Origin of the sequence: Halomonas kalidii, from assembly GCF_030010475.1 — a bacterium.
Classification (GTDB): Bacteria; Pseudomonadota; Gammaproteobacteria; order Pseudomonadales; family Halomonadaceae; genus Halomonas; species Halomonas heilongjiangensis.
Map to the genome: position 1 here is coordinate 146,109 of NZ_JASCQN010000052.1, position 20,899 is coordinate 167,007.

Here is a 20,899-nt window from a genome sequence, read left to right on the forward strand (position 1 = left end):
ATCCCTCAAAATGCTCATTTACTATCGTGTAAACTCCGCTTTTTCGAGGATTTTTTGCCTTGCCTGATCATCGCTCGCCTACGTTTATCCTGGAGCTAGCCGGAGGCTTGCCATGAGCTTCTCTCCCCTGGTCGATCGACTGATGGAGTCGCTGCGGGTGTTGCCCGGCGTCGGCCCCAAGACCGCCCAGCGCATGGCCATGCACCTGCTCGAGCGCGACCGCGACGGTGGTCGTCGCCTGGCCGAGGTGCTGGGCGTGGCGCTGGAGGCGGTCGGCTACTGCCGGCGTTGCCGCACCCTCACCGAGGAAGATGTCTGCGCGCTCTGCAATAGCCCCCGGCGCGACGACAGCGTACTCTGCGTGGTCGAGTCTCCGGCCGACCAGTTGGCCATCGAGGAGGCCGGTGGCTATCGCGGGCGTTACTTCGTGTTGCACGGCCATCTCTCGCCGCTGGACGGTATCGGTCCCGAGGACATCGGCCTCGACCAGCTCGAGGCTCTGGTATCCGGGAGCGAGGCGGCCGAGGGTGGCGTCGAGGAGGTGATCCTCGCCACCAATCCCACCGTGGAGGGCGAGGCGACCGCCCACTATATCGCCTCCCTGCTCGCGTCCCGGGGCGTGAAGCTCTCGCGCCTGGCCTATGGCGTGCCCATGGGGGGCGAACTCGAGTACGTCGATGGCGGCACCCTGAGCCATGCCTTCAACGGTCGCCTGCCGTTCCAGGGTGACTGACCCTTTTTCTTGCCCTCTAGCCTGCCGGATACCGCATGCCCCTGACCCCCGAGATTCGCTGGATCGATACCCCCGCTGCCCTGGATGCCGCCTGCGCCGAGGTGGTCGGGGCCGAGGTGATCGCGCTGGACACCGAGTTCTTCCGCGAGAACACCTTTCACCCGGTGCCGGCGCTGATCCAGTTCTCCGCCGGCGGTCCGGCCTTCGTCGTCGACCCGCTCGAGGTGGAGTGCACCGACGCCTTCCGGCGCCTGCTCTGCGAGGGGCCGCTCAAGCTGCTGCACGCCAGCAGCGAGGACCTCGAGGTCTTCGCCCACTGGGCCGGGGTGCCGCCGGCGCCGCTGGTCGACACCCAGCTCGCCCAGGGCCTGCTCGGCGAGGACCCCTCCATGGGCTACCAGCGGCTGGTGCAGCACTGGACTGGCGAGATCCTGCCCAAGGACGAGACCCGTTCGAACTGGTTGCTGCGCCCGCTCAGTGACGCCCAGCTGAGCTATGCCGCCCTGGACGTGGTCTACCTGGTGCAGGTGTGGGAGCACCAGCGCGAGTCGCTCGAGCGGCAGGGGCGGATGGCCTGGCTCGAGGCCGACTGTCGCGAGATGGTCGCCCAGGCGGCCCGCAGCGATGCCGCCGACGGGCAGTGGTACCTGCGCAATCGCCAGCTGTGGCGGCTCGCACCGCGCCAGATCGAGGCCTACCGCCGGCTGACCACCTGGCGCGAGGGCGAGGCCCGTCGCCGCGACGTGCCGCGGGGCTGGCTGGTCAACGACCGCCTGCTCTACGCCATCGCCGAGCGGCTGCCCGAGAACCGCTACGAGCTCGCCCAGGTCGAGGGCGTCAAGCCGCCGCTGGTCAAGCGCGAGGGCGATGAGCTGCTGACCCTGGTGCGCGAAGCGCTGCATGTCGACGAGCAGGCATTGCCGCCGGCAATGCCCTCGCCGATGGCGCCGGACTTCAAGAGGCGTCTCAAGGCCCTCAAGCGAGTGGTGAACGCCGAGGCCGAGGCGCTGGGGCTGGCCCCCGAGGTACTGATGCGCCGGCGCGATCTGGAGGCGCTGGTGACCGCCGACCTCGAGCAGCAGCCGCTGCCGCTGCCCGGCGGCTGGCGCGGCGAACGGTTGAATGCGGGCCTGAGAATGGCCCTGGACGAGGTGCAATCCGGATGAATGACAATCGAATGAAGGGCGACAAGCTGCTGTGCGAGGTCTTCAAGAGCCCGCGCGTGGACGAGATGTATCTCTACGTGGACAAGCGCCAGGGGCTCGGCGAGGTGCCCGAGGCGCTGCTCGAGCGCTTCGGCAGGCCACTCCCGGCGATGACCCTGATCCTCACCCCGGAGAAGACGCTGGGCCGGGCCAGGGCGGTCGACATCATGGCGGCGATTCGCGACAAGGGCTTCTACCTGCAGATGCCGCCGGCCAAGGAGGAGTACCTGCTCGACCTCTATCGCACGCCCACCGAGGCTCGCTACTAGTTTCGCGCCTCGACACCCAGCCGCGCCCCGCGCAGGAGAGATCATGAGAGACCGGTTCTGGGAGCGCTTCGACCTCGAGGAGCTGACCCCCGAGGAGTGGGAGGCGCTGTGCGACGGCTGCGGCCAGTGCTGCCTGCTCAAGTTCCAGGACGAGGAGAGCGGTGATCTCGCGGTGCTCAATGTCGCCTGCCGGCTGCTCGACATCCACGGCTGCCGCTGCAGCGACTACGAGAACCGTTTCGCGAAGGTGCCCGACTGCGCCCAGCTCACCCCCGCGCGCATCGAGGAGTTTCGCTGGTTGCCGAAGTCCTGCGCCTATCGCCGCCTTGCCGAGGGGCGCAAGCTCGCCGGCTGGCACCCGCTGATCTCGGGGGACCCGGAACGGGTCCACCGCAAGGGCATCAGCGTGCGCAGTTTCGCCGTCTCCCAGAGCGAGGTCCCCGAAGAGGAGCTCGAGGACCACATCATCGCCATCCTGCCCATCGACGGCTGAGGGTGCACTAGGCGTGTAACCCCTTGCCGGCCAGCCACTCGGCGTTGAACAGCCGCGAGTAATAGCGCCCACCGCCGTCGCACAGCACCGTGACGATGGTGTGGCCCGGGCCCAGCTGCCGGGCGACGTGCAGGGCGGCGGCCATGTTGAGCCCCGAGGAGCTGCCCAGGAAGAGGCCCTCCTCGTGGAGCAGGCGGTAGACCGTGGTGACGGCCTCCTGGTCTTCGATCATCAAGGCATCATCGAGCGGCGAACCCTCCAGGTTGGCGGTCACCCGGGTGCTGCCGATCCCCTCGGTGATGGAGTCACCGCCCACCACCTCAGGTTGGCCGGTGGTGACGTAACGGTACAGGCCGCTGCCGCTGGGATCGGCAAGAATGCAGCGGACAGCGTGACGTCGCTCCTTGAGATAGCGGCTGACCCCGGCCAGGGTGCCGCCGGTGCCGGTGGCCGCGACGAAGGCATCGATGTGTCCCCCCGTCTGCTCCCAGATCTCCGGACCGGTGGTCTCGTAGTGGGCCTGGCGGTTGGCGACGTTGTCGAACTGGTTGGCCCAGATGGCGTTGTCCATGTCCGCCGCCATGCGCCCGGCGATCTTCTGGTAGTTGTCGGGGTCGCGGTAGGGCTTGGCCGGGACGGCATGCACCTCGGCTCCGAGGGTGCGCAGCAGGTCGATCTTTTCCTGGCTCTGGGTCTCGGGGATCACGATCACGCAGCGGTAGCCGCGGGCATTGCAGATATGCGCCAGGCCGATGCCGGTATTGCCGGCCGTGCCCTCCACCACGGTACCGCCGGGGCCGAGCAACCCGCGTCGTTCGGCGTCGAGGACCATATAGAGCGCGGCCCGATCCTTGACCGAGCCCCCGGGGTTCATGAATTCGGCCTTGCCGAGGATGTCGCAGCCGCTCTCGGCGGAGAAGCGCGCCAGGCGGATCAGCGGCGTATGCCCCACCGCCCCGGCGAAGCCCGTGCAGATACGCTCGTCCATCGCGATCCTCCACTCCCGAGGATGTATCTGCCCGTAGTATGGACCCTCGCATCCGGCCGTGTACCGGTCGTCGGGCCAGGCCACAGGGCCTGGCCACCCCGGTGACATGACATGCCTCATCCCGGGCGGAGCATTTTCATCCCAAGGTTTTGCTCCTCATTTTCAGTCTCTTTTCCGATGGCGCTGGTCCTCATAAGTTGCGATTCTTTACAGAATTGTAACTATTTGTTGGATTGAGCGGGGCAGCCAGGATGACAGGCGCACAAGGGGCAGTGAAAGGGGACGGAACATGAAACATTACAAGGCGATAACATTGGCACTGTCCCTGGGGGCAGTGGCGTCGACGGGGGCCTGGGCACAGGCGTCGGAATGGGGCAATACACTCAGCGATGAAGAACTGGCCGAGCTGTTCAACCAGGTCATCCACGAGGGTGCTGTCCTCAGTGACGAACAGTTGGCCGAGTTGTTGAAACGGCTACCGCCGACCGGTTCCGGTGGCGATCTCTCTAGCCTGGGTGGTCCTGGCGGTGGTAGCGGTGGTGAAGGCGGCGGTGGTTCCGACGGTGGCGGTGGTTCCAACGGCGGTGGTTCCGATGGCGGTGGTTCCGATGGTGGTGGTTCCGATGGCGGTGGTTCCGACGGTGGCGGTGGTTCCGACGACGGCGGTGGTTCCGACGGTGGCGGTGGTTCCGACGACGGCGGTGGTTCCGACGGTGGTACCGGTGATGGTGACGATATCGACACCGGCGGCACAGGCAACGGCGGCGGTGAAGGTGGGTCCGGCGGGGGTGGTGCCGGGGGCGGTGGCAGCGGCGGATCCGGCGGTGGCGACAGTGGCGGTGGTGCCGGGGGTGGTGACAGCGGTGGGTCCGGCGGCGGCGACAGCGGCGGTGGTGCCGGGGGGGGTGACAGCGGCGGGTCCGGCGGCGGCGACAGCGGCGGTGGTGACGGCGGTGGTGCGGGCGGCGGCGCCGGTGGAGGCAACTAGACCGCGGGGCGAGTGCCGGTCTCTTTCGTCACTTGGCTAGGAGCGCGCCTTGAAGGGGAAGGGTTTCCCTGCGGGCGCGTTTCTCCGTTGGCCGATCGCCCCCTGAAGGCGCCGACAAGCTGGCGGTGTCTTCAACCCTCTCGCGTCTCCAGCCCCAGGGCCCATAGAATGAAGGCATCCTGACGGGCATTGTCGTGCCAGGCCTTGAAGCGTCCGGAGGCCCCGCCGTGGCCGGCGGCCATGTCGGTGCGCAACAGCACGGGACCGCGGGCGGTGCCGAGTTCGGTCAGCCGGGCGTAGAGCTTGGCGGGTTCCCAGTAGGGCACTCGGGTGTCGTGCCAGCTGCCCTGCAGGAAGACCGTGGGCCAGGGCTGAGCCGAGAGGTTGTCCAGCGGCGAGTAGGCGCGAATACGCTTGCGCGTATCGGGTTCATCGGGGTTTCCCCACTCGGTGTACTCGGCAGTGGTCAAAGGCAGGTCGGGATTCTCCATGGTGCGCAGTACGTCGACGAAGGGGACATCGAGCACTGCCGCACAGAAGGCCTTGGGCGCCAGGTTGAGACTGGCACCGACCAGCAGGCCGCCGGCGCTGGCGCCATAGGCGGCGATCTGCTCGCCATCGCTGATGCCCTTCTCGACCAGGGTATCGCGGGCGGCCAGGAAGTCGCGGAAGCTGTTCTCCTTGTGCTCCAGCTTGCCGGCCAGGTACCAGGGTTCGCCGCGATCGCCCCCGCCACGAACGTGGGCCACGGCAAAGGCCATGCCCCGGGCGAGCAGTTCCAGCCGGGCGACCGAGAACCAGGGATCGAGCACCTCGCCGTAAGCGCCGTAGCCGTAGAGCAGGGTAGGCAGCGGGTGCCCGGCGAGGTCGGCGCGCATCACCACCGAGACGGGAATCCGCTCACCGTCGTGGGACGTGGCCCAGAGTCGCTCGCAGGCCAACTGCTCCGGCGCGAGGTCGCCATGGATCGGCTGGCGCTTGAGCAGACGGCGTTCACCGCTGTCCAGGTCGTGTTCCAGCCAGGTCACCGGCAGGGTGAAGGACTCTTCGCGTAACCGCAGGCGCCGTGCGTCGAAGTGGGGCGAGTCGCCCAGCGCCAGGCTGCAGGGCGTCTCCGGCAGTGGCAGGCGTTCGTCCCGGCCGATGCCGCCCGCGTCGTCCAGCTCGAGGATGCGCAGGTACACCTGTGCCTGGTGATGGTCGCGTGCACTGATCACCAGCCCCCAGGTGAAGGCATCGACGCCCTCCAGGGTCTCGTCCTGGCGGTGGGCGATCATGGGCCGCCAGTCGCCTGCCGGGTCGGCCTCGTCCACCACGTCGAGCCGGAAGTGAGGCGCCTGGCGATTGTGCAGCACATAGAAATGGCCGGGGCGATGGTCGAGGGAGTATTCGACGCCACTCTCGCGGCCACGAAAACAACGCGGCGCGGTAGCCGGTTGCCGGGCAGGCACCAGGTGGCACTCGCTGGTGTCCTTGGAGGCACTCTCCAGCACCAGCCACTCCCGGGAGCGGGTCTTGCCCAGACCCAGCCAGAACTCCGGGTCCTCCTCGCGCAGTACCAGGGTGGGTTCCCCTGCCTCGGGGGCTCCGTCCGCCCCTTTCGTCAGCGGTAGCCGCCAGATGCTTTCCGGTCGCTGGGTGGCGTCGTAGCGGGTATACAGCAGGGTCTGGTTGTCCTCGGCCCAGGTGAGTTCGGGACCGATCTCCTCGAGCAGTTTCACCGCCTCCCCGTCCGGCAACCGCTTGAGGAAGAGCGCGAAGGTCTCGTCACCGCGAGTGTCCTCGGTCCAGGCGAGCCAGGCCTCGTCCGGCGACAGCGCCATGTCGCCCAGCTCGAGGAAGTGGTGGGACTCGGCACGGGCCTGGAGGTCGAGGAAGATCTCGACAGCGTCGTCGCGATCGTTAGGATGGCGCCACCATACCGGGTAGTCGGCATCCACCGCGGTTTCGCTCCAGTAGGTGAAGTGGTCCAGCGGCGTGCGCAGGCCATGAACGGCGAGCTCACGGCGAGCCAGGTGGCCGTGATAGAGTCGCTCCACCAGCTCGTCCAGGGGGGCGAACCAGCTCGCGGATTCGCGATTGGCCGCCTCCAGGAAGGCGATCACCTCCGGATCGTCTCGATTCTCCAGCCAGTGCCACTCGGGGTCGTCGGCGCGACGGAAGCGGGCCACGGGAGAGTCGTCTGGGCGCTGGAGATTGTCATGGGGCGGCTGTGCTTTCATTGCGCGGGATGTACCATACTTAGAACATTTTCAAGACGGTGCGTCGCGGGACGCACGGGCTGCGAGGTATCGATGCCGATAACAGATTCGATGTCCCTACTATGGCTGAGCTACGGGTTTTTGTCGCTGGTGGTGGTGTTGACCGGTTACCTGGGGCTGGGTTTCCTGCCACGGTTGCCACGGTTGGTGATCACCTGGCTGGTGGCCGGCATGATCTGGGTGCCGGCACGCTTCCGCCTGCCGCTGCTCGATGAGGGCGAGTTCTATACCGGCTTCGCGCCGGCGGTGATGGTGGCTGCCGTCGCCTTCCTTGAGCGCAATGCCTCGGTGATGGTGCCGGCGTTGCTGCTGCTGGTCGCGGGTGGCCTGGCCGGGGCCGGGGTGGGGCTGCTGCTCTGGTGGCGGGGGCGTCATCATCATGAATACGTCGACATGGATGAGGATGACGAGCCTATGCCTCCCCGCCGCGGTGGTGGTGGGGAGCGTCGGGAGCCGATGATCGGCTAAGGAGCCACGATGGCTTGGTGGATGGTGGGCAGGCGCGGATGGCGAGTCCGCGGGCTGTTGGTGGCGGCCGGCCTACTGTGCCTGGCGGCGGGGCCAAGCCTGGCCCAGGAGGTCGAGGAGCAGCCGGACGTGCGGGTGATCATCGATGTCTCGGGCAGCATGAAGGAGAACGACCCCAACCAGCTCGGTACCAGCGCCCTGGAACTGCTGGTGTCGCTGCTGCCGGACGGCGTCAGTGCCGGGGTCTGGACCTTCGGCGAGCGGGTCGACAATCCCCTGCCGCTGGGTCGCGTGGACGCCGAGTGGCGTCGCCGGGCCCTGGCCCTGTCGCCGGCGCTGGGGGAGTACCAGCAGTTCACCGACATCGAGGCCGCGGTGCGCGAGGCGGCGACCCCCGACCCCAACGGCGGACGCCACCTGGTATTGCTCACCGATGGCATGATCGATCTGCCGCCGGCCCGCGGAGCCAAGCCCGGAGTGGACCGTGCCTCACGGCAGACGCTGCTCGACGACCTGGCGACCCGGCTTGCCGCCGAGGGTGTGGTGGTGCATGGCATCGCCTTTTCCGAGGAGGCCGACCTGGCGCTGGTGGAGCGCCTCTCCCAGATCACCGCCGGCCTGCCGGCGATGGTCGAGACCCCCGAGAGCCTGCTCGGGGCCTTCCTCGACATCTTCGAGCGCATCTTTCCCACCGACCAGGTGCCGCTGGACGAGGGGCGTTTCATCATCGACCCGGATGTCGAGTCCTTTTCGGCGCTACTGTTCCATGACCCCGACGGCGAGCCCCTGAGCCTGATCGCCCCCGACGGCACCGTCTATCGTGCCGACGACCGCCCGGAAGGAAGCCACTGGCAGGTGGAGCCACGCTTCGACCTGATTCGCATCCCCGAACCCCAGCCCGGCGAGTGGCGCCTGGAAGGGGAGGTCGGCGACGACAGCCGCATCAGTGTGGTGGCACCGCTGACCCTCAATACCGAGAGCCTGCCGGCGACCCTCTACCTCGGCTTCCCGCTGCCGCTGGAGGCCTGGCTCGAACGCGAAGGCGAGCCGCTCGTCGAGGGGGTCGACGAGATCGTCATGAGCGTACAGCTCTACGACCCGGAAGGTAGCGTCCAGGCTGCCGTGCGCCTGGAGGAACAGGAGGGGCGCTTCGTCGGGGTGCTGCCGGCCCCCGCCCTGACCGGTAGCGCGCGGCTGGTGCTGCGCGCCGAGGGGGAGGACTTCCATCGCCAGCGCATCCAGGCGGTGAACATCCTGCCCGCCATCGGCGCGAGACACGAGCCCCGGGCCGGCCGCGTGGCATTGGTCGCCGAGCATCCGCGCCTCGATCGCGACAACACCGAGCTATCGGGGGAGCTCTCGGGCGAGACGTTGGCTGCCGAGGCCGTGGAGGAGCGACGCTGGCACATGCCGCTTCCGGAGCTGGACGACGCCATCAGCCGGCCGCTGTTGATCACCGCACGCATCACGCTCGATGGCGAGACCCGGGAGCTCCGCCTGCCGCGGCTGCTGCTCAATCCCGACGCCAGCACCGGACTCGACCTGGCCGACATGGCCGGTCCGACGCTGGCCGCCGAGCGCTTCGGCGAGGATCTCGATCCCGACCTGGACGCGGGAGCCGGGGAGGACCTCAATGCCGCCGATCGCTTCGTGGCGCTGGTCAACGCCCTGCCACGCCTGGCCATGGAGCTGTGGCAGGAAGGGCGTCCGGGGCTGGAGCGTCTGGCCGAGTCCCACGGGCGAGACCCGCGACTCTGGGCGGGCGTGGTGCTGGCGGTGGTGCTGATGCTGGTACTGCTGTTGGTCCGGCGTCGCCGGCGGTGGCGGCGGGTCGCCCGCCGGGAGGAACCCCATGTGTGAGCTCTTGGGCATGAGCGCCAACGTGCCCACCGACATCTGCTTCAGCTTCACGGGCTTCCTGCATCGCGGTGGCGGCACCGGCCCCCACCGCGACGGCTGGGGCATCGCCTTCTACGAGGAGGGGGGGTATCGCGATTTCCGCGACCCTCACCCGTCGGTTCGCTCGCCCATCGCGCGGCTGATCTGCGACTACCCGATCAAGTCGACCATCGTCATCAGCCATATCCGCCAGGCCAACGTGGGCCAGGTGCGCCTGGCCAACACCCACCCCTTCGTGCGCGAGATGTGGGGGCGGCTCTGGTGCTATGCCCACAACGGCCAGCTCACCGGCTGGCAGACGCTGCCACTGGGGTTCTACCATCCGGTGGGCGACACCGACAGCGAGCACGCCTTCTGCTGGCTGCTCGGCGAACTGCGCCGCCGCTTTCCCGAGCGGCCGGGTGATGACGAGCAGCGCCGCGGGCTGTGGCGCCTGCTCCACCAGCTCTGCGAGCGCCTGCGCGGGCTCGGCGTCTTCAACCTGATGCTGGCCGACGGCGACTATCTCTACACCTATTGCTCGACCAAGCTGGCCCATATCACACGCCGTGCGCCCTTCGGCCGGGCAAACCTCTCGGATGCCGAACTGACGGTGAACTTCGCCGAACACACCACCCCCGACGATGTCGTCTCGGTGCTCGCCACCGAACCCTTGACCGACAACGAGGATTGGGTGCGCATGGTCCCCGGCGAGCTGCTGGTGTGGAAGGCTGGCGAGATCGTGGCTCGTCATGGCCGGGTGCCAGCGTGAGAAGCCGCGACTTGCCAGGCGTGTCGGCGTGAGCCAGCTTGAAGCCTGCAAGAGGAGGACTTGCCAGACGGCGTGTTGCGAGCAAACGTTTGTTTCAATCGTTTGTTTTACAGCGGTGCCGCAGCGGTATATCGTAGGGCACCGGAAAAACAACAACCGTCGCACGCCGTCGACGACACCGAGGAGATCGCGTCCATGAACGAGCACGCCAACGCCCCGATCCTGATCGGTCCCGAGCTGGAAGGGCTGGACCACTACGACTCGGTGATGGATGTCTTCCATGCCTCGGTCAAGCGCTTCGGCGACAAGCCGGCCTTCAGTTGCATGGGGCAGACGCTCACTTACGCCGAGCTCGACCGCCTCTCCGGCGACTTCGCCGCCTGGCTGCAGCATGACACCGACCTGCAGCCGGGTGATCGCATCGCCATCCAGCTGCCCAACGTGCTGCAGTTCCCGGTGGCGGTGTTCGGCGCCCTGCGTGCCGGCCTGGTGGTGGTCAACACCAACCCGCTCTACACCGAGCGAGAGATGGTGCACCAGTTCAAGGATTCCGGTGCCAAGGCCATCCTGATCCTGGCCAATATGGCCGACAAGCTCGAGAAGGTCCTCGACCGCACCGATATCCGGCACGTACTGGTCACCGAACTCGGCGATCTGCACGCTTTCCCCAAGCGGCTGCTGATCAATGCCGTGGTCAAGTACGTCAAGAAGATGGTGCCCAGCTTCTCGTTGCCCGGTGCCACGCCTTTCCGTCAGGCACTCAAGGCGGGGGCCGGGCGCAGCCACAGGGAGACCGCTCGCCAGGCCGACGACATCGCGGCGCTGCAGTACACCGGTGGTACCACCGGGCTGGCCAAGGGCACCATGCTCACCCACCGCAACCTGATCGCCAACATGCTCCAGGCACGCCAGGCCATCGGCCCGGCGCTCACCGACGGCGCCGAGACCATCATCGCGCCGCTGCCGGTCTATCACATCTATACCTTCACGGTGAACTGCCTGTTCATGGTGGAGACCGGCAACCACTCCATCCTGATCACCAACCCCCGCGACCTGGACAACTTCGTCAAGGAGCTCAAGGGTCTCCGCTTCACCGGCTTCATCGGCCTGAACACCCTGTTCAACGCCCTGTGCAACCGCGAGGACTTCCGTGGCCTCGACTTCTCGCAGCTGCACCTGACCATCTCCGGGGGCATGGCGTTGACCAAGGCGGTGGCGCAGCGCTGGGAGGAGACCACCGGCTGCGCCATCGCCGAGGGCTACGGGCTCACCGAGACCTCGCCGATCGTCAGCTTCAATCCCGTCGACGCCATTCAGCTCGGCACCATCGGCAAGCCGGTGGCCGGGACCTCGGTGAAGGTGACCGATGCCGACGGCAACGACCTGCCGCTGGGCGAGCCCGGCGAGCTCTGCGTGAAGGGCCCCCAGGTGATGAAGGGCTACTGGAATCGCGACGACGAGACCGCCAAGTCCATCGATGCCGCTGGCTGGTTCCATACCGGGGACATCGCCGTGCTCCAGGAGGACGGTTACATCCGTATCGTCGATCGCAAGAAGGACATGATTCTGGTCTCCGGCTTCAACGTCTATCCCAATGAGATCGAGGACGTCGTGGCCGCCCATCCGGGGGTGGTCGAGTCCGCCGCCGTGGGGGTCCCCGACGACGCCAGCGGCGAGGCGATCAAGCTGTTCGTGGTGGCCAGGGACGAGGGCCTCGATGCCGAGACCCTGCGTGCCTGGTGCAAGAAGGAGCTTTCCGGCTACAAGGTGCCGAAATTCGTGGAGTTCCGCGACGAACTGCCGAAGACCAATGTGGGGAAAGTGCTGCGCCGTCAGCTGCGCGACGAGGATCAGGGCAAGGCGCCGGCCTGAGCCGCCGGCCGCATCGATAGGCTGACTATAGCGATCCCATAGCCAATGCCAATGGCGCGGATTAGGCGTCGCATGGTACACGGCGTTACAATGAGCTGCCCGTTCCGGTTTCCGGAGCGGGCAGTGTCTTTGCTCCCACCCATCGGAGTCGATCGAGCCCACCGTGACCACCGTTACCCGACCGCAGGATCCCGCCAAGCTGTCTGCCGCCGACGATCTCCAGGCCCTGCGCCGGGGGCTCGATGACGCCATGCTGCGCGATGTGCCGACCCTGGACAGGCGCCTGCGCGGTCTTGCCCGGCGGCTGAAGGAGGGCAAGCCGGTGGACCGGGGGCTCGGCCAGGTGCGCGAGGCGCTGGAGCGCTCGCAACAGGCGGTGGCCCGCCGCGCTACCATCCCGGTAACCCTCGACTACCCCGAGGCGCTGCCGGTGGCCGAGCGCCGCGGCGAGATCCTCGAGGCGCTACGCGACCACCAGGTGGTGGTGGTGGCCGGCGAGACCGGCTCCGGCAAGACCACCCAGTTGCCCAAGCTCTGCCTGGAGCTCGGGCTGGGCCGGCGTGGGCTGATCGGCCACACCCAGCCGCGGCGCCTGGCGGCTCGCTCGGTGGCCGCACGCCTGGCCGAGGAGATGGCCGTGCCGCTGGGCGAGCAGGTGGGCTACCAGGTGCGCTTCACCGACCAGACCGGCGACGACACCCTGGTCAAGCTGATGACCGACGGCATCCTGCTGGCCGAGACCCGCCACGACCCGGACCTGACGCGCTACGACACGATCATCATCGACGAGGCCCACGAGCGCAGCCTCAACATCGATTTCCTGCTCGGCTACCTCAAGCGGCTGCTGGCGCGCCGCCCAGACCTCAAGGTGGTCATCACCTCGGCGACCATCGACGTGGAGCGCTTCTCCGCGCACTTCGCCCTGCCGGGGAACGACGGCACGCCGCGACCGGCACCGGTGGTGGAGGTCTCGGGGCGAACCTACCCGGTGGAGGTGCGCTATCGTCCACTGGTGCGCGAGGCCGATGACGAGGAAGACCGCACCCTGCAGGAGGGCATCCTCCACGCGGTGGAGGAGCTCGAGGCCGTCGAGCGCGAGAAGCGCTGGTTCCATGGCCCCCGGGACATCCTGGTGTTCCTGCCCGGCGAGCGCGAGATCCGCGAGACCGCCGACACCCTGCGCCGCGCCGACCTCAAGGGCACCGAGATCCTGCCGCTCTATGCGCGGCTCTCCAACGCCGAGCAGAACCGGGTCTTCGCGCCCCATGCCGGGCGACGCATCGTGCTGGCCACCAACGTGGCCGAGACCTCGCTCACCGTTCCGGGCATCCGCTACGTGATCGACCCGGGCCTGGTGCGCATCAGCCGCTACAGCTACAGGGCGAAGATCCAGCGCCTGCCGGTGGAGGCGGTCAGCCAGGCCAGTGCCGACCAGCGCAAGGGGCGCTGTGGCCGCGTCGCCGAGGGGGTCTGCATCCGCCTCTACGACGAGGAGGACTTCCTCGCCCGGCCCGCGTTCACCGACCCCGAGATCCGCCGCACCAACCTCGCCTCGGTGATCCTGTCGATGCTGTCGCTGTCGCTCGGCGACATCGAGGACTTCCCCTTCGTCGACCCGCCCGACTCGCGCTTCGTCAGCGACGGCTTCCGGCTGCTGTTCGAACTCGGCGCGGTGGACGAGCGCAATCGCCTGACCCCGATCGGCCGCAAGCTGGCCCGGTTGCCCATCGACCCGCGGCTGGCGCGCATGGTGCTGGCCGGCGCCGAGCGGGGCGGCCTGCGCGAGGTGCTGATCGTGGTCTCGGCGCTGGCGGTGCAGGACCCCCGCGACCGCCCGGCGGACAAGCGTCAGGCCGCCGACCAGGCGCACCGCCGCTGGCACGATCCCGACTCCGACTTCGTCGCCTTGCTCAACCTCTGGCACGGCTTCGAGGCGGCCCGCGAGGAGCTCTCCGGCAACCGACTGCGCCGCTGGTGCCGCGATCACTACCTGAACTACCTGCGGCTGCGCGAGTGGCACGACACCTTCCGCCAGCTGCGCCAGCTGCTGCGCGACATGGAGATCGAGGTGCCGCCGCCGACGCCCCGCCCCGAGTCCGACAGTGTGAACGAGGACGAGCAGGCGGCGCGCCGCGAGAGCGCCGTGCGGATGCACCAGGCGCTGCTCACCGGGCTGCTCTCGCATCTGGGACTGCTCACGGAGAACCGCGAGTACCTGGGCGCGCGCAATCGCAAGTTCTTCGTCCACCCGGGCTCGGGCCTGGCGAAGAAGTCGCCCAAGTGGCTGATGGCCTTCGAACTGGTCGAGACCACGAAGCTCTTCGCCCGCACCGTGGCGAGGATCGACCCCCAGTGGATCGAGCCGCTGGCCGGCCACCTGGTCAAGCGCGCCTACAGCGAGCCACGCTGGGAGATGAAGCGGGCCCAGGTGGTGGCCAGCGAGCAGGTGACCCTGTTCGGCCTGCCCATCGTCGCCGGGCGCAAGGTGCATTACGGGCCGATCGCCCCGCAGGAGTCACGGGAGCTGTTCATCCGCCGGGCGCTGGTCGAGGGCGAATTCCGTACCCGGGGCGAGTTCTTCACCCATAACCGGGCGTTGGTCGAGGAGGTCGAGGATCTCGAGGACCGTGCCAGGCGCCGCGACATCCTGGTCGACGAGGAGACGCTGTTTGCCTTCTACGACGAGCGAATCCCCGCGGAGATCCACAACGGCAAGGGTTTCGAGGCCTGGCGCAAGCGGGCCGAGGCCGATGACCCCGACATCCTCAAGTTCGACCGCGCCGCCCTGCTGGCCCGGGAGGCCGAGGAGGTCACCGAGGCACAGTATCCCGATGAGCTGTCGCTTAACGGGGTACGCTATCCGCTGGCCTATCACTTCGCCCCCGGCGCCCCCGACGATGGCGTGACGCTGACCGTACCGGCGGCGATGCTGTCCCAGTTGCCGCTGGCACGCCTCGAGTGGCTGGTGCCGGGCCTGTTGCGCGAGAAGTGCATCGCGCTGATGAAGTCGTTGCCCAAGGCGGTTCGCCGCCAGGTGGTGCCGATCCCCGACTGGGTCGATGCGGCCCTCGAGACCCTCGTTCCCGATGATGCGCCGCTCACCGAGGCCCTGGGCGAGTTCCTGCGCCGCCGTACCGGGGTGCGGGTTGATCCCGACGACTGGCAGCCGGATCAACTCGAGCCGCACCTGGTGATGAATCTCAGGGTGATCGATCATGCCGGCAAGGTGCTCGGCCAGGGGCGCGACGCACGCGAGCTGGAACGTCGCTTCGAGGCGGCGGCGGGGCAGGGCGCCCGGGCGCTGGCGGAGGAGGCGAGGCTCGAGGCGCCGGTCGACGAGCTGCCCGAGGTGGCACTGCCGGCGTCGCGGGTCACCACCCAGGCCGGCATTCGCGTCGAGGCCTACCCGGCCCTGGTACCCGACGGCGAGCGTTTCCGGGTCGAGCTCTTCGACCATCCCGACAAGGCCCGGGAGGCCCATCGCGATGGCGTGGTGCGACTGGCGATGCGCCGCCTGCCCGATCGGGTACGTGCGATCGAGAAGCTCAAGAGCCTCGATACCTGTGCGTTGCTGTTCGCCAAGGTCGGCAGCAAGCGTCGGCTCAGCGAGGACGTGGTCACGGCGGTGTTCCGTCAGGTGGTGGCGGTGGCGCCGCTGCCGCGCTCGTCGGCCGAGCTCGAGGCGCGCCTCGACGAGACCCGGGCCGAGCTGATACCACGGGCCGAGGCACGACTGGCGACCCTGGAGGCGGCGCTGAAGGGGCATCTGGCAGTGACCAAGGCGTTGAAGGGCAACCTGAATCTGGCCCTGGCGCTGGTATACAGTGATCTCAAGGCACAGATGCAGCGGCTGGTGCATCCCGGCTTCGTCGGCGAGGCGGGGGAGTGGCTCGAGGAGTATCCTCGCTACATGGAGGCGGCGCTGGTTCGCCTGGAGAAGGCCCCGCGGGAGCGCATGCGCGACCAGATGCACATGCAGGAGCTCCAGGCATTCGAACAGCGCCTGGCCGCCCGCCGTGCGAGCGAGCGCCGCGGGGGCATCGAGAATCCGGCGCTGGTGGAGTTCGGCTGGTGGATCGAGGAGCTGCGGGTCTCGCTCTTCGCCCAGCAGTTGGGCACGAAATTTCCGGTCTCGGTCAAGCGGCTCGAGAAGCGCTGGGCAGAGCTCACAGGGAGAACAGCATGACCCACGTGGTGATCACCGGCACCGGACTCTTCACACCGGAGCACGCCATCGACAACGATGCCCTGGTGGCCGCGTTCAATGCCTGGGTGGAGGCGGAGAACGCCCGTCGTGCCCAGGCGGGCGTCGAAGAGCGCCTCGACTATTCGAGCAGCGACTTCATCGTCAAGGCGTCGGGCATTCTCAATCGCTACGTACTCGACGCCGAAGGCATCCTCGACCCCGAACGCATGCGCCCGCGCCTGCCACGGTGCAGCAACGACGAGCCCTCCATCCAGTGCGGGATGGGCCTTGCCGCGGCCGGGCAGGCGCTCGAGGGCGCCGGGGTCGCTGCCGCCGATATCGACCTGGTGATCGTCGCCTGCTCCAACCTCGAGCGCCCCTATCCGGCCCTCGCGGTGGAGCTTCAGGCGGCGCTCGGTGCCGGCGGCTACGCCTTCGACATGAACGTGGCCTGCAGCTCGGCCACCTTCGCCATCGAGACCGCGGCCAATGCGATCCGAGTCGGCAACGCGAGTCGGGCCCTGGTGGTCAGCCCGGAGATCTGCTCGGCGCATCTCAACTTCCGCGATCGCGACAGCCACTTCATCTTCGGTGATGCCTGCACCGCCGTTGTGCTGGAGAGTGACGAACTGGCCACCGGCGATGGCGGTTTCGAGATCCTCGGCACCCGCCTGGTGACGCGCTTCTCCAATGCCATCCGCAACAACGCCGGTTTCCTCGACCGGGTCACCGACAGCGATCCCCGGGCGCCGGACAAGCTGTTCGTCCAGGAGGGCCGGCGGGTGTTCAAGGAGGTCTGCCCCATGGTGGCGGCACTGATCACCGACCACCTGGCGAGCCTCGGGCTGGCGGGAGACGACCTCGCGCGGCTGTGGCTGCATCAGGCCAACCGCCATATGAACGACCTGATCGCCCGCCGCGTGCTGGGCCACGACCCGAGTCCCGAGCAGGCGCCGATCATTCTCGATCGCTATGCCAACACCAGTTCGGCAGGCTCGATCATCGCCTTTCACCTGCATCGCGGGGATCTTGCCCCCGGCGCACTCGGTGTGGTCTGCTCTTTCGGGGCGGGCTACAGCGCCGGCAGCGTCGTGGTGCGCCGCCGGTGAGGGCTTCCGGACATCGAGATGCGGGATACGACAAGCGGCCAGGGATGGAGCATGCGATGAAGTGCGAGGAAAGCGGTAAGGGATGGGGGGGGATTGGCCGCCGCCTGTCGACGCTGCTGGCGGTGGTGTTGCTGGCCGGTTGCGCCAGTACCGCTACGGTGGAGGAGCGTCACCCCGACGACCCCTGGGAGGGGTTCAATCGCCGGGTGTTCGTCTTCAACGACGCCCTGGATCGGGCGGTGCTGAAGCCGGTGGCGCGGGGCTATCGCAGCGTGACGCCGCAGCCGGTGCAGACCGGGGTGGGCAACTTCTTCTCCAACCTCGGCGAGATCCGCACCGCCCTCAACAGTGTGCTGCAGGGCAAGCCGGGGAATGCCGGCATCGCCACCTCGCGCTTCTTGATCAACACCACGGTGGGCATCGGCGGCCTGTGGGACTTCGCCACCCACATGGAGATCACCGGCCGCGAGGAGGATTTCGGCCAGACTCTCGGTGCCTGGGGCGTGGGTGAAGGGGCCTATCTGGTGCTGCCCTTCCTCGGCCCGAGTACCGTGCGTGATACTGCCGGCTTGCCGCTGGACATGTACACTGATCCCGTCACCTATGTGGAGGACGACAAGGTGCGCTACGGGCTGACCGGATTGAGGATAGTGGATACGCGGGCCGGCCTGTTGGATCAGGAAGAGCTGATCCGTGGCGATCGCTATAGTTTCATCCGCGATGCCTGGCTGCAGCGACGGCGTTTCGAGGTCAGCGACGGCGAACTGGGCGATGACCCCTTCGCCAGCGACGAGTTCGACTTCGAGTTTGATGATGCGGATTTCGACGACGGCGCTTTCGCCGATTGAGGCACCCCGGCATGGACCGTCCCAAGCAGCTGATTGGAGTAATCGATGTTCCGGGTGAGGCCAGGGATGCGCTGGCCGAAACCATCGCCCGGGATGGGTTGGCGGTGTTCGCCGCCGACAGCATGGATGACCTGCCACCGGAGACGGCACTGGTGGTGGCCCATGCCCGTGCGGTCCCCAGTCGCGACTGGGCGCGCCTCAACGCCTCCCTGCCGACCCTGGTGGTCAGCGACAAGCGGCTGGACGCGGACCTGCTCAAGGCGGTGGATGCCGGGCTGGTCGACTATATCGTCGAGCCGTTGCGTCACGGGCAACTGCTGCGACGAATGATCCGCAAGGCGATCGAGCTGCACCGGCTGGCCCAGGAACGGGCCCAGGATCGCGAGCGTCTGGCCCAGCTCAATGAGCATCTGGGGGACCTCAACGAGAGCCTCGAGACCCACCTGGCGATGCTGCGCCTGGACCAGCAGGCCGGTGGACAGATACAGCGCAAGCTGCTGCCGCCGAGACCCCAGGTGGTCGGCGGCGTGTCCTGCGATTACTGGCTGGCCCCGTCGCTCTATCTGTCAGGGGATTTTCTCGATTTCCAGCGCTTCGATGAGCGCTTCATCCTCTTCTACTTCGCCGATGTGTCGGGCCATGGCGCCTCGTCGGCCTTCGTCACGGTACTGTTGAAGTATCTCTCCAATCGCTGGCAGGGTGAATGGGACGGCACCCGGCCGGAGAAGCTGGCGCCGCACTGGTTGGCGGAACTCAACCGCGAGCTGTTGGACACCGGCATCGGCAAGCACGCCACCCTGTTCGTCGGGGTGATTGACCTGGAGCGTCGCTATCTGCACTATTCGCTGGGCGCACAGCTGCCCATGCCGTTGATGGTGGCGAATGGCGAGGTCCATCCGCTGTCCGGCGAGGGCATGCCGGTGGGGCTGTTTCCGGGTGTCGAGTATCCCTCCCTGGGGTGCCCGCTGCCGGAGAACTTCCGCCTGTGGCTGTGTTCCGATGGAATACTGGAGTGCCTGCCGGGCGAGACGCTCGACATGCGGCTCAGGGAACTCGAGCAGCGGGTACAGGCCAGCGAGACGCTGGAAGACCTGCGGGGCAGCCTGGCCCTGGGAGACGTGCCCGCCGACGACGAGACCGTCGTCGAGGACGGCCCGGGGCTGGAAAAATTGCCTGACGACCTGACGATCATGATGTTGAGCGGATTTGGCAATGATGATTCATGAAGGCCGCATCCAGGCGGCGTTCGACTCCGGGGTCTTCGTGCTCAAGCTGTGCGGCGACGTGCGGCTGACACTCTGTGCCACCCTGGACAGCCAGGCGCAGCAGCTCTCCCGGACCCCCGGTCTCCGGGCGGTGATGATCGACCTGCGGGAAGCCTCCAACGTGGATTCCACGGCCCTGGGGTTTCTCGCCAAGGTGGCCATGGCCGTGCAGGGCAAGCTCGAGCAGCCGCCCACCATCGTCGCCGATCATCCCGATGTCCAGCGCATGCTCGACGTCATGGGCTTCGAGCGCTATTTCACCCTGGTGGAGTCGCCGATCACCGAACCCTGCGAGCTCAGCGACCTCCCCGAGGTGCCCGCTGACGAGGAGGGGCTGCGCCATCGCATCCTCGAGGCGCACCGTATCCTGATGCACATGAACGAGCACAACCGCGAGGAATTCCAGCCTCTCGTGGAGATGCTCGAGGCCCAGGAGGCCGCCTCGCACCACCATTGAGCCGCGACTGATCGATGATGCCAGCACGTTCGCGGCAGATGGCTCCGAGGCCGCCCCATAGGGCCTCCCCGCGTTGGCAACCGGCTACCGGTGCGTCTTCGACTAGCTGGTTCCTTTTCTCAGCTCGCCCAGCAGGGCCTCGAGCTTGCGTTGATCGTCCATGAACTTGCGGATGCCTTCGGCCAGTTTCTCGGTGGCCATGGCATCCTCGTTCATCGCCCAGCGGAATTCGGATTCGTCCAGTGGCTCCGGCGCATGCGTCTCGGCATCCAGTGGCGAGAGGCGTCGCTCCAGGGTGCCCCGGGTCTCGGCCAGTTCGCCGAGCAGGGCAGGGGAGATGGTCAGGCGGTCACAGCCGGCCAGGGCCAGGATCTCGCCCGCGTTGCGGAAGCTCGCCCCCATCACCACGGTATCGTAACCGTGGCCCTTGTAGTGCTCGTAGATGTCCTTGACCGACCGCACGCCCGGATCGCGATCGCCGGCGAAATCCGCGTCGGGCTCGCGGGCCTTGTGCCAATCGAGGATGCGGCCGACGAAGGGCGAGACCAGGGTCACGCCGGCATCGGCGCAGACCTGGGCCTGGGTGAGGCTGAACAGCAGGGTGAGATTGGTATGGATACCCTCGCGCTCGAGTTGACGGGCGGCACGGATGCCCTCCCAGGTGGAGGCGACCTTGATCAGGATGCGCTCGGGGCCGACGCCGTGGCGGTCGTAGCGCTCGATCAACGAGCGGGCCCGGGCCAGGGTGGCCTCGGTGTCGAAGGAGAGCCGGGCGCTGACTTCGGTGGAGACGTAGCCCGGCACCAGCTCGCTGATCTCGCTGCCGATCTCGACGGCCACCGCGTCCAGGGCGTCGTCGATATCGGTGGCCTGGCGGGCGATCGCCTGCAGCCGTGCGCGGCGCGCCTCCTGCTGGGCGGCCTGGAGGATCAGCGAGGGATTGGTCGTCGCATCGGTGGGCTGGAAGCGCCGAATGGCCTCGATGTCGCCGGTGTCGGCCACTACCGTGGTCATGCTCTTGAGTTGCGAAAGCAGATCGTCTGCCATTGGGCCTGGCTCCTTGGTTAAGATGATTCCACTGTAACAAGGCTGTGAGAGCGGGAACAG

The 20,899-nt window shown here is 67.7% G+C and carries 17 protein-coding genes; 14 read left to right on the plus strand and 3 right to left on the minus strand.

What is annotated here, in order from left to right; all coding sequences use genetic code 11:
* Positions 1 to 112: 112 nt before the first annotated feature.
* From recR to QLQ85_RS20000, 4 genes are read left to right on the plus strand one after another with little or no spacing between them, the layout of a single operon-like run.
* Positions 113 to 733, plus strand: coding sequence for a recombination mediator RecR (gene recR, locus QLQ85_RS19985; RefSeq protein ID WP_282740598.1), 621 nt, complete (start codon positions 113 to 115; stop codon positions 731 to 733).
* Positions 734 to 768: 35 nt separating this feature from the next.
* The gene (gene rnd / locus QLQ85_RS19990; protein WP_282740599.1) at positions 769 to 1,899 is read left to right on the plus strand and encodes a ribonuclease D; all 1,131 of its coding nucleotides are present in this window, start codon (positions 769 to 771) and stop codon (positions 1,897 to 1,899) included.
* Entirely contained in the window at positions 1,896 to 2,207 is a 312-nt protein-coding gene (locus tag QLQ85_RS19995; protein ID WP_282740600.1) for a YcgL domain-containing protein, read from the plus strand. Before rnd ends, QLQ85_RS19995 begins: the two co-directional genes overlap by 4 nt.
* A 43-nt stretch (positions 2,208 to 2,250) precedes the next feature.
* Positions 2,251 to 2,700 carry a YcgN family cysteine cluster protein gene (locus tag QLQ85_RS20000; RefSeq protein WP_282740601.1) on the plus strand — a complete coding sequence of 150 codons (450 nt, stop codon included), beginning with the start codon at positions 2,251 to 2,253 and terminating at the stop codon, positions 2,698 to 2,700.
* A 7-nt stretch (positions 2,701 to 2,707) separates the two neighbouring features.
* Here QLQ85_RS20000 and QLQ85_RS20005 read toward each other — a convergent pair whose 3' ends face one another.
* Positions 2,708 to 3,688, minus strand: a complete 981-nt coding sequence (locus QLQ85_RS20005; protein WP_282740602.1) for a cysteine synthase A — start codon at positions 3,686 to 3,688, stop codon at positions 2,708 to 2,710.
* Positions 3,689 to 3,977: 289 nt separating this feature from the next.
* Here QLQ85_RS20005 and QLQ85_RS20010 point away from each other — a divergent pair, with 289 nt between their 5' ends.
* Positions 3,978 to 4,676, plus strand: coding sequence for a hypothetical protein (locus QLQ85_RS20010; RefSeq protein ID WP_282740603.1), 699 nt, complete (start codon positions 3,978 to 3,980; stop codon positions 4,674 to 4,676).
* Positions 4,677 to 4,807: 131 nt separating this feature from the next.
* Here QLQ85_RS20010 and QLQ85_RS20015 read toward each other — a convergent pair whose 3' ends face one another.
* Positions 4,808 to 6,898 carry a S9 family peptidase gene (locus tag QLQ85_RS20015; protein ID WP_282740604.1) on the minus strand — a complete coding sequence of 697 codons (2,091 nt, stop codon included), beginning with the start codon at positions 6,896 to 6,898 and terminating at the stop codon, positions 4,808 to 4,810.
* 90 nt (positions 6,899 to 6,988) lie between these two features.
* Here QLQ85_RS20015 and QLQ85_RS20020 point away from each other — a divergent pair, with 90 nt between their 5' ends.
* The 9 genes from QLQ85_RS20020 (at position 6,989) to QLQ85_RS20060 (ending at position 19,792) form a co-directional block, all read left to right on the plus strand.
* A complete protein-coding gene (locus tag QLQ85_RS20020; protein WP_326521389.1) occupies positions 6,989 to 7,405 on the plus strand; it encodes a hypothetical protein in 417 nt (138 codons plus the stop codon).
* Positions 7,406 to 7,414: 9 nt separating this feature from the next.
* Entirely contained in the window at positions 7,415 to 9,265 is a 1,851-nt protein-coding gene (locus QLQ85_RS20025; protein WP_282740606.1) for a vWA domain-containing protein, read from the plus strand.
* Entirely contained in the window at positions 9,258 to 10,055 is a 798-nt protein-coding gene (locus QLQ85_RS20030; protein WP_282740607.1) for a class II glutamine amidotransferase, read from the plus strand. Before QLQ85_RS20025 ends, QLQ85_RS20030 begins: the two co-directional genes overlap by 8 nt.
* 195 nt (positions 10,056 to 10,250) lie before the next feature.
* Positions 10,251 to 11,927, plus strand: a complete 1,677-nt coding sequence (locus QLQ85_RS20035; protein WP_282740608.1) for an AMP-binding protein — start codon at positions 10,251 to 10,253, stop codon at positions 11,925 to 11,927.
* A gap of 163 nt (positions 11,928 to 12,090) precedes the next feature.
* Positions 12,091 to 16,113 (plus strand): ATP-dependent RNA helicase HrpA, encoded by a 4,023-nt coding sequence (gene hrpA, locus QLQ85_RS20040; RefSeq protein ID WP_407650423.1) that lies wholly within the window; start codon positions 12,091 to 12,093, stop codon positions 16,111 to 16,113.
* On the plus strand, positions 16,110 to 17,222 hold the full coding sequence (locus QLQ85_RS20045; RefSeq protein WP_282740609.1) for a beta-ketoacyl-ACP synthase III: 1,113 nt from the start codon (positions 16,110 to 16,112) through the stop codon (positions 17,220 to 17,222). The genes hrpA and QLQ85_RS20045 overlap by 4 nt, the downstream gene beginning before the upstream one ends.
* 56 nt (positions 17,223 to 17,278) lie before the next feature.
* The gene (locus QLQ85_RS20050; protein ID WP_282740610.1) at positions 17,279 to 18,070 is read left to right on the plus strand and encodes an MlaA family lipoprotein; all 792 of its coding nucleotides are present in this window, start codon (positions 17,279 to 17,281) and stop codon (positions 18,068 to 18,070) included.
* Positions 18,071 to 18,081: 11 nt separating this feature from the next.
* The gene (locus tag QLQ85_RS20055; RefSeq protein WP_282740611.1) at positions 18,082 to 19,296 is read left to right on the plus strand and encodes a PP2C family protein-serine/threonine phosphatase; all 1,215 of its coding nucleotides are present in this window, start codon (positions 18,082 to 18,084) and stop codon (positions 19,294 to 19,296) included.
* Positions 19,283 to 19,792, plus strand: coding sequence for an STAS domain-containing protein (locus QLQ85_RS20060; protein WP_282740612.1), 510 nt, complete (start codon positions 19,283 to 19,285; stop codon positions 19,790 to 19,792). Before QLQ85_RS20055 ends, QLQ85_RS20060 begins: the two co-directional genes overlap by 14 nt.
* 102 nt (positions 19,793 to 19,894) lie before the next feature.
* On the opposite strand, the gene tal is transcribed toward QLQ85_RS20060, so the two are convergent.
* On the minus strand, positions 19,895 to 20,839 hold the full coding sequence (tal, locus tag QLQ85_RS20065; protein WP_282721518.1) for a transaldolase: 945 nt from the start codon (positions 20,837 to 20,839) through the stop codon (positions 19,895 to 19,897).
* Positions 20,840 to 20,899 lie beyond the last annotated feature (60 nt).

Coding starts and splice junctions, on each gene's coding strand:
- rnd (WP_282740599.1), top strand. CDS start 769: ATGCCCCTGACCCCCGAGATTCGCTGGATCGATACCCCCGCTGCCCTG.
- QLQ85_RS20045 (WP_282740609.1), top strand. CDS start 16,110: ATGACCCACGTGGTGATCACCGGCACCGGACTCTTCACACCGGAGCAC.
- QLQ85_RS20030 (WP_282740607.1), top strand. CDS start 9,258: ATGTGTGAGCTCTTGGGCATGAGCGCCAACGTGCCCACCGACATCTGC.
- QLQ85_RS20000 (WP_282740601.1), top strand. CDS start 2,251: ATGAGAGACCGGTTCTGGGAGCGCTTCGACCTCGAGGAGCTGACCCCC.
- QLQ85_RS20020 (WP_326521389.1), top strand. CDS start 6,989: ATGTCCCTACTATGGCTGAGCTACGGGTTTTTGTCGCTGGTGGTGGTG.
- QLQ85_RS20005 (WP_282740602.1), bottom strand. CDS start 3,688: ATGGACGAGCGTATCTGCACGGGCTTCGCCGGGGCGGTGGGGCATACG.
- recR (WP_282740598.1), top strand. CDS start 113: ATGAGCTTCTCTCCCCTGGTCGATCGACTGATGGAGTCGCTGCGGGTG.
- tal (WP_282721518.1), bottom strand. CDS start 20,839: ATGGCAGACGATCTGCTTTCGCAACTCAAGAGCATGACCACGGTAGTG.
- QLQ85_RS20010 (WP_282740603.1), top strand. CDS start 3,978: ATGAAACATTACAAGGCGATAACATTGGCACTGTCCCTGGGGGCAGTG.
- QLQ85_RS20035 (WP_282740608.1), top strand. CDS start 10,251: ATGAACGAGCACGCCAACGCCCCGATCCTGATCGGTCCCGAGCTGGAA.
- QLQ85_RS20015 (WP_282740604.1), bottom strand. CDS start 6,898: ATGAAAGCACAGCCGCCCCATGACAATCTCCAGCGCCCAGACGACTCT.
- QLQ85_RS20055 (WP_282740611.1), top strand. CDS start 18,082: ATGGACCGTCCCAAGCAGCTGATTGGAGTAATCGATGTTCCGGGTGAG.
- QLQ85_RS20060 (WP_282740612.1), top strand. CDS start 19,283: ATGATGATTCATGAAGGCCGCATCCAGGCGGCGTTCGACTCCGGGGTC.
- QLQ85_RS20025 (WP_282740606.1), top strand. CDS start 7,415: ATGGCTTGGTGGATGGTGGGCAGGCGCGGATGGCGAGTCCGCGGGCTG.
- QLQ85_RS20050 (WP_282740610.1), top strand. CDS start 17,279: ATGAAGTGCGAGGAAAGCGGTAAGGGATGGGGGGGGATTGGCCGCCGC.
- QLQ85_RS19995 (WP_282740600.1), top strand. CDS start 1,896: ATGAATGACAATCGAATGAAGGGCGACAAGCTGCTGTGCGAGGTCTTC.